General features: G+C 39.1%; 3 protein-coding genes and 1 pseudogene. 3 read left to right on the top strand and 1 reads right to left on the bottom strand.

Annotation, left to right across the window (positions count from 1 at the left end; genetic code table 11):
• Positions 1–120 (top strand): annotated as a pseudogene (locus KO525_RS04700) (elongation factor Tu); the annotation flags it as partial.
• Between the two features lie 195 nt (positions 121–315).
• Here the strand turns inward: KO525_RS04700 and KO525_RS04695 are convergent.
• Positions 316–1,716 carry a diguanylate cyclase gene (locus tag KO525_RS04695; protein WP_215962624.1) on the bottom strand — a complete coding sequence of 467 codons (1,401 nt, stop codon included), beginning with the start codon at positions 1,714–1,716 and terminating at the stop codon, positions 316–318.
• A 175-nt stretch (positions 1,717–1,891) separates the two neighbouring features.
• Here KO525_RS04695 and KO525_RS04690 point away from each other — a divergent pair, with 175 nt between their 5' ends.
• Both KO525_RS04690 and KO525_RS04685 read left to right on the top strand, forming a co-directional pair.
• Complete coding sequence (locus tag KO525_RS04690; protein ID WP_215962623.1) at positions 1,892–5,563, top strand: ATP-binding protein; 3,672 nt, start codon at positions 1,892–1,894, stop codon at positions 5,561–5,563.
• A gap of 125 nt (positions 5,564–5,688) precedes the next feature.
• Positions 5,689–6,486 carry a M48 family metallopeptidase gene (locus tag KO525_RS04685; RefSeq protein WP_215962622.1) on the top strand — a complete coding sequence of 266 codons (798 nt, stop codon included), beginning with the start codon at positions 5,689–5,691 and terminating at the stop codon, positions 6,484–6,486.
• Positions 6,487–6,612 lie beyond the last annotated feature (126 nt).

The raw sequence follows: 6,612 nt of genomic DNA, 5'->3' as shown, positions 1-6,612 counted from the left end.
AACATCAAGATGGTTGTTGAGTTAATCGCACCAATCGCGATGGACGAAGGTCTACGTTTCGCAATCCGTGAAGGCGGACGTACTGTTGGTGCTGGTGTTGTAGCGTCAATCATTGCGTAATTTAAAGTCTCTTTAGAGAGAGTTTAAATTCAAAGAAGGTCACTTAGGTGGCCTTTTTTTATGGCTGAAATTTATGCAGCGGGATTATTTCGGAACAGTAAGGGTTAGAGATGGCTAAAGTAAACAAGTTGCCGGAACTGTCACCGGTAGGGCGTTTTACTGGCTGTTTATAGTGGCTTACACAGCAGGCCAAGTCTAATTCCCGACGATAACGTATTTATCCTTACCTTCTTTTTTTGCTTGATACATAGCTTCATCGGCGTCTTTGAGTTCCAATTCAAAATCCGTCGTACTCGTAGCTTGGTTGATTTTTATGCCAAGACTAATTGTAAAGTAAATTTCGACATTCTCGATGGTCACTTTGGTATTTCTAACAGCTGCTAACAGCCGGTTTGCTAAGTTTTCCGTATCTTCATTTTCTTTAACGATGACGGCAAAAGCAAATTCCTCACCGCCATAGCGGCAGAACGCGTCTTCCTTTCTAAAAGTATTGGCAAAACAACTCGCAACAGCTTTAAGCACTTCGTCACCAACACTATGTCCATGACTATCATTAATTTTTTTGAAATTGTCTACATCGATAAAGCCAAACGCAACCGGAAGCGCTTGTCGCTGTGCTGAGTAAATGACTTTAGTTGCTTGATCGATAAAGTATCGTCGATTTGGAATATTGGTGAGTTGGTCAATAAATGCGATTTGCTCCAGAGTGATCTTAGCCGTCATTAATTCATTTGTTCGTTCTTCCACTCGTTTCTCTAAAGTAACTTTGAGCGCTTTGAGATCCTCATTTTTTGTTTTGAGTTGTTCTAAATGAAACTTACGCTCTGATACATCACGTTCTATCGCCGCGAAGTGAGTGACTTCACCATATTTGTTAGTAAGCGGCATGATGTTTATTTCGAGCCAATATGGACGTCCAGAACTATCATAATTTAGTAAGGTTTCTGTCACAGCCTCTTGTTTAGCCAGTGCGTCGTGAATACGTTGAGTAGATTGTTTGTCTGTTAATGCGCCTTGTAACATTCGGGGTGTTTCACCGATGACTTCATCTTGTGAATAACCAGTAAGTTGTTCAAACGCTTTATTAACATAAACAATGTTGGGGCCAACAGGGCTGTCAATCGGATTTGCTTCGGTAACGATTACAATATCTTGAGTATTTTCAACAATATCTCTGAACGAAAAAAGCTGTTTAGATTCGGTAATGTCATTAAAAGTGACAACGATAAAACTCGTTTCAGGGTTGCCGCTATTTTCCATGTAGGCATTGACCAAAAACCAACTAATATCTGGTTGAGCGCTGTCAATTGCTCCGATAATTTCATTTTCTAGGCGAGTGTTTTGATTTTTGACTTTATTAACGGGGTAGTCGTCAACGCTAATGATTTTTCCAGCTTCGTCAACAAAGTGCCACTCCGGATCATAGGCTGTTTTACCGATTATTTGTTCATAGGACAGTCGCATTAGGCGCAAGGCTGTTGGGTTAGCATACACAACAGAGGTATCCCAAGCGTGAATAACAACGCCTATATGTGCGTGTTCTAGAAGTCTCTTTAAATTTAAATCATTTGCTAAACCAGATTCACTATTTTCCATTTGCATGTACCTGTTGTTAGTTAAATTAACCTTAGGCCACAGTAATTAATTTTGAAACCTTATTAAGCAAAGTTTTTTTTGATAATTAATGAAGCGGTGTAAACTTTTTAGTGAAAGTTCAAAAGCTTGTCTACACTAATAATTAGCTATTCTAAAATCCGTTGGAGTTGGTTGCTTGAGCAAGACTCAAAATAAAACAAATTACGTGGTCGTATTAACAATCTTAATTTGCTTTGCATCCTTATGTTTAAAGGCGGGAGAGTTATCATGGCAACTGCGAAATTACACCAAAAGTGATGGCTTAGCGCAAAATGCCATAACCGCAATTACTGAAGATCGTTCCGGTATGATGTGGATTGGAACTCAAAATGGCATTCATAGATTTGACGGATACGAATTCGAAATATTTCATCAAAATGTGACAAAAAGCGCTTTAGGCTTACAAAGCGATTACATTCGAAACTTGCTTGTTAGTCACAATGGCGATCTTTGGGTTGGAACAGCAAGTGGCTTACACCTTTATTCCTTTGAGAAAAATCAGTTTATACCTATTGAGCCCAACATTCACTTTGGCGCAGTACAGGATATTGTCTTGTCACCAAGCGGTGAGATTTGGGTAGCAATGACGAATGGCTTATTTCGGGTTGAAGTTGCAACTAAAAAATTAATTCCAAGTGGCTACAACAATCAAAATGTCACATCGATAAAAGTATCAGAAGGCGGTATTTACGTTGTCCTAGAAGAAAATAGGATTGAGTTTATGGGCGATTCAAAGTCAGTCCCAAAACTATTATTTAACGTCGCTAACAACCAAACGATTTATGGCTTTGAAGTTATCGATGAAACAAATCTAGTGGTAGCCACCAACTACGGCTTGGTTGCAGTAAAGCCGGATAGAACTGAGTTGTTATTCAAAGATATATTACCGTCTGTTATGGCTGCGTATTTAGACATAAACTCGGTTTTATGGGTGACGACTGGCAATGCATTGTTTCAGATTGAATCGCCGTTGAAAGACGGTAGTTACCCAAAAATCGTTCAGGCAAATTTTGATGTCAATCAAGTGCTTTCTTTCTTTGTCGACTCCAGTCAACAGATTTGGTTAGGAACGCAAAACGACGGATTATTTTTGCAAGCTCGAAATTCATCTTGGATTGAAGCCGTCACGGATAGCGGTTCCGAAGGCAATTCGTTGAGTACCATAGGCACAAGTGTGGCGGCAATTGATATCGATAGTGCGGGTGACGTTTGGCAAGGCAGTAACGAAGGTATTGCAAAGTTAGATTGGAACAACAACATCACGACTTACTATCCGTTAGGCATGATACACGATGGCATAAGCAGCCAAATTTCAGTAATTGAAATTGATAGTGGTGATGATGTATGGGTAGGTTATCGAAATGGGCCACTAGCTAAGTTTAATGCAAAAACAAAAATGTTTGAGAGCCAAACATCTGATCTCAAGCTTTTTATAACGGATATTATTGAATTAAATGCCGACACTCTGCTCTTTACAACAAGAAGCAATGGCGTATTTACTTTTGATAAAACAGATAAAAAGCTGGATCAGTTTTCAACCAAAACGGTGACCGACCCTAGTTGGATAACAAACCGGTTTCAAACGTCTTTAAAAGTTACTGACGAATTGGTGTGGTTAGGGTCATTTGATAGTGGTTTGTTTTTATTTAATATCAGCCAAAAGACCGTCGAAAAGCACTTTGGCAAAAGCGAAACAGCCCCTTTTTTACCTGGAAATTTAGTGGTAAGTTTAATGACCACTGATGAAAACAACCTCTATGTTGGGACTACAAATGGATTGTCTTTATTAGATATTTCCGCTAACAAAATAGATCACTTTACCCATGTTCCTTACCTTACTCACCAAACCATCTATGGCATCGTGCAGGATAGAGATGGTTTTATTTGGTTAACCACAGATTCAGGGATCATTCGACTTGAGCCAAGTGGTAACGATTTACGAGTGTTTAGTATTGAGGATGGCCTCCCAAATAATGAATTTAACTCCAACTCACTATTTCAAAATGATCAATTTATTTATGCCGGAGGGGTGGGTGGGGTAGCCAAACTTGATACTTCAAAAATACCAAGTATTGGAAATGCCCCCGAGGTTTATTTGTCCGACTTATACCTGTTTGGTAAAAAGGTAGTCGTTGGCGACGAGTCGAAGCTATTGAGCAAGTCCCTAGAGAAGTCAAAGCGAGTTGCGTTAGATTATTTTCAAAACGCATTTAGCATTGGTTTTGGTGCGATAAACTTTCAGACACCGTTAAAAGTTAAGTACAAATATCAGCTACAACCATTTGATCAAAATTGGACGATAACAGACCATAAAAGGCGACTGGCAACTTACACTAATCTAGATCCTGGTACATACATTTTTTCTGTCCAAGCGTCGATTGACGGGGTTAATTGGAGTGAACCTAAGGCACTACAATTTGACATATCTCCAGCTCCTTGGGCTTCGCCATTCGCTTATTTTATTTATCTTACCACTGCTTTATTTATATTGAGTTTGGTACTAATTTTAGTTCGGCGTAAGCGTCAATTTGAACAAAAAACTTTTCAACAGATCAGTAAAAAAGAGCAAGAATTGTCATTGGCTTTGTGGGGGAGTGGTGATGAGTTTTGGAATTTTAATGTAAGAGAAAATACCTTGCACCGACGAAACTCGCTAGGTTCGGCAGAATATAGAGAAATGCAAAGCGGCGACGACTTCGAAGCCCACATTCACCCTGATGATGCCGGACAGGTGCGTAAAGCCCTAACTGCCAGCATTTTTGAAAGTATTGATTCTTTTGAGGTCACTTATCGGTTGAAAGATAAAGCTGGTAAATGGTTTTGGGTGCTAGGTAAAGGAACCGTAAGTGAACGAGACCCTGTCACCGGTCGACCAACGTTAATTTCCGGGGCAAATAAAAACATTGATGAATTAAAGCGCGCAGAGGAAGCCTTAACATTAGCTAATGATGAATTAGAAGAAAAAGTAAAAGAAAGAACCTTTGAACTAGTTGAAGCGAACAAAGAAATTACACAAACATTGTTTCAATTAAAGTCGATGCAGGAAAAGCTTGTTGAATCGGAAAAAATGGCCAGCTTGGGGAATATGGTTGCAGGAGTTGCGCATGAAATTAATACGCCTTTAGGAGTTGCAATTACGTCATTGTCATACTCCGAAAAGTCGATGGGTGAGTTATTAGAAAGAGCAAAAAACAAAAGTTTATCACACACCAAATTTTCTAAATTGGGTGAAGAAACCATGACGGGACTTTTGTTAGCGCAACGCAACTTATCGAGGGCAGGCGAGTTAGTTAATAGCTTTAAACAAGTTTCTGTTGACCAGTCGAGTGAACAAATACGCGAGTTTAATCTCAAAGATTTAGTCGATGATACCGTAGCGACATTGAGGCCAAAGTTCAAAAATACTGAGTTTTCGATTAGTGCCGATGTCCCTAATGATATAAAAATGACGAGTTATCCTGGCTTGTTGTCTCAGGTTTTAGTCAATTTTATTACTAACTCACTTACCCATGGCTTTAAAGGCATGAAAAAGGGCTCGATTGTATTATCAGCGTCTTACAATTCGCAAGACTCCATTATCCTTATTTATAAAGACTCGGGCATTGGAATTGACGAGGCTAACTGGGAAAAGGTATTTGAACCGTTTTTTACCACGAATAGAAACAAAGGTAATACCGGTCTAGGTATGCATATTAGTTATAATCTTGTGACCCAAAAATTGGGTGGCGATATCGTATTAAATAGTCGTCTAGGCGACGGCGTAGAAATATATATCAACTTACCAATTAAAGTAAAAAGTGATAAATAACTAGGCGTATGGGATAGGATCTCATAAACTATTTTAAAGTAAATTTGAGTTAGTTGTTTTATCCGCTATTAAGGCGGTCTAGCTAACCAAGATTAGTGCAATTGTAATTTTTCTGGGATGTATCAATGAATAAAAAGTTAGTTTCTTTAGTTATTTTGATGTCGGCTGTTTCTGCTTGCTCAACGTCTCCAACGGGACGCAATCAATTGGCATTCGTGTCAAAAGACAAACTTGCTACCATGGGAACTGAATCATTTGAACAAATGAAACAAGAAATCCCAATTAGCACTAATCAAGCATTAATCAATTTTGTGCAGTGTGTGGCGGACGAAATCACACCAAATGTGAGTAAAGAAGCACACAGCGGCGATTGGGAAGTTGTATTATTTGACTCTCCACAAATTAATGCATTTGCACTGCCGGGCGGTAAAATTGGTGTTTATACAGGCATCCTCGATGTTACCGAAAATCAGGATCAATTAGCTGCAATCATGGGTCATGAAGTAGGGCATGTAATTGCAGAGCATTCAAATGAGCGGTTGTCTTCAAATCAAGCGGCCTCAGGCGTACAACAATTGGCCGGCGTATTATTAGGTGGTCAAGATGAACAAGTACAGAAGTATTCGCAAGCCGCATTAGGTATGGGGCTACAATACGGCATATTAATGCCTTATGGTCGTACTCACGAAAAAGAAGCTGACATCATAGGTCAAGAGCTTATGGCTAAGTCTGGTTTTAGACCAGAAGCGGCAGTTGATCTTTGGCATAACATGGCAAAATTAAGCGACTCTGCTCCAATGGAGTTTTTATCAACGCATCCATCTAATGAAACACGTATCGATAAGCTAACTGAACATTTAGCAGTTACTAAACCTATGTTTGATAGCAGTACGCAAAAACCAAAATGTTATAAACCAAGTTAAATTAAGTCTGTTTGAATTAAATTGGAAACATCATAAACGGAGTCGACGTACTCCGTTTTTTTATATGCTCAATTTGTAAGAAAGCAATAATAATGAGGGCAAAATACGTCGCGTCAATTGGCAGAA

Origin of the sequence: Psychrosphaera sp. B3R10, assembly GCF_018861025.1 — a bacterium.
Classification (GTDB): Bacteria; Pseudomonadota; Gammaproteobacteria; order Enterobacterales; family Alteromonadaceae; genus Psychrosphaera; species Psychrosphaera algicola.
Note: the sequence above shows the minus strand (reverse complement) of the source record. Positions and strands in the feature narration are given on the sequence as shown.

What these genes read in the sequence shown, in the direction of transcription:
- KO525_RS04695 (WP_215962624.1), bottom strand. Translation starts at nt 1,716, where the DNA reads ATGGAAAATAGTGAATCTGGTTTAGCAAATGATTTAAATTTAAAGAGA.
- KO525_RS04685 (WP_215962622.1), top strand. Translation starts at nt 5,689, where the DNA reads ATGAATAAAAAGTTAGTTTCTTTAGTTATTTTGATGTCGGCTGTTTCT.